The organism is Streptomyces torulosus, from assembly GCF_001419765.1.
Lineage (GTDB): Bacteria > Actinomycetota > Actinomycetes > Streptomycetales > Streptomycetaceae > Streptomyces > Streptomyces torulosus.
Map to the genome: position 1 here is coordinate 1 of NZ_LIRK01001009.1, position 1,316 is coordinate 1,316.

Consider the following 1,316-nt stretch of genomic DNA (forward strand, 5'->3'; position numbering starts at 1 on the left):
GCCTAGGACGGCGGGGCGGCTGAGGAGGGCGGGGCGGCTGAGGTTCACGCGCTTCCCCCCGCCCCTCGACGGCGCCTCTGCGTGCCCCCTAGCCAGGGGCCGACATCGGCGGCCCCGCTCTCGCCCTGGCCTCTGCGGTCAGCAGGCCGGAGCCCGACGCCGCCGTGACGTCCGCGATCTCCCCCTCCACCTCGCAGCTCACGATTCGGCTCCCTTGCGCCCGTGCCACCCTGTCGGCCGTCGCGCACGCACCCTCACCGCCCTTCATCCAGTGGTCGGCGGCGGCCAGTGCCGCGAGATCGGCCGCGCCGGCCGCACGGTGCCGGATCACCACCGCCTGCCCCATCGCGAGCACGGCTCCGAAGACGGCGCACAGCACGACCAGCACACCGACGACCCAGACGGTCGCGGAGCCCCTGTCCGAACGGGCGGTCGAGGGCCCGGTCGAGCGGAGACCCGAGGGGGCGGTCGAGCAAACGGCCGAAGACGCGGCTGGACGGACAGTCGAGGGCACGGTCGGGCGAGCGTTCGGCGACACTCTCATCCGCTCTCCACCCCCACCGTCTCCTCCGCCAGGGCCACGGCCGTGTGGCTCAGGTCCAGGCCCAGGCCGCCGGGGCCCGGGGAGCGGGCCGAGACGACGACGCGTACGTAGTCGCCGTCCCGGCCGACGCTGACCCGCGCCCCGTCGGGCGCCGCGCGCCGGGCCATGGCCGCGACCGCGCCCGGCGGGTCCTGGCGGGCGGCGGCACGGGCCCCGACCCGCGCCGCGTCCACGCACTGGATCTGGGCGCAGGCCGCGAGCAGGGCCCACACGAGGGCCATCGCGAACAGCACCAGCACGGGCAGGGCCATGGCCGCCTCGGCCGTCACGAACCCCTGGTCGCCGCCCAGGGCCCTGCCGCGCCGCCGTGGCTCACTCCCCGCCACTGAGGGCCCGCCCGACGATCTCCTGCAACTCCGCCTGGACCTGCCCGCTGGTCACCACCTTGTAGAGCACCGCGGCGAAGGCCACCGCCGCGATGATGCCGACGGCGTACTCGGACGTCACCATTCCGGCGTCCCTCCGTGCCGCTCGCACCCGAAGCATCAGGGCGCCCATCAGCCGGACCCGCACCGCATCCCGCACTGCCTTGTACATCTCAACCCCCGTGAGGTTCTGTTCCGTTGCTCGTTCGGTTCGTAATCGCTCGTTCGTAGATCACTGGTCTTCGACCGCCAGTCATCGGTCGGCGGCGGCCGGTCATCGCTGCCGGGTCAATCGCTCGCCGATATCGCCGCCCCGCTCACCTCCTCCCAGCCCTCACCCCCCACCC

Annotated in this window: 3 protein-coding genes; all 3 read right to left on the reverse strand. The window is 74.3% G+C overall.

Translation table 11 applies throughout. The features are described from left to right. Positions 1-88 precede the first annotated feature (88 nt). Genes AOK23_RS43610 through AOK23_RS43620 form a run of 3 tightly spaced genes read right to left on the reverse strand, consistent with a single transcriptional unit; the run spans position 89 to position 1,141 of the window. Complete coding sequence (locus AOK23_RS43610) at positions 89-544, reverse strand: Rv3654c family TadE-like protein (protein ID WP_079050048.1); 456 nt, start codon at positions 542-544, stop codon at positions 89-91. Next, positions 541-930 carry a TadE family type IV pilus minor pilin gene (locus tag AOK23_RS43615; RefSeq protein ID WP_055717878.1) on the reverse strand — a complete coding sequence of 130 codons (390 nt, stop codon included), beginning with the start codon at positions 928-930 and terminating at the stop codon, positions 541-543. Before AOK23_RS43615 ends, AOK23_RS43610 begins: the two co-directional genes overlap by 4 nt. After that, complete coding sequence (locus tag AOK23_RS43620; RefSeq protein ID WP_055717879.1) at positions 917-1,141, reverse strand: DUF4244 domain-containing protein; 225 nt, start codon at positions 1,139-1,141, stop codon at positions 917-919. Before AOK23_RS43620 ends, AOK23_RS43615 begins: the two co-directional genes overlap by 14 nt. Positions 1,142-1,316: the final 175 nt, after the last annotated feature.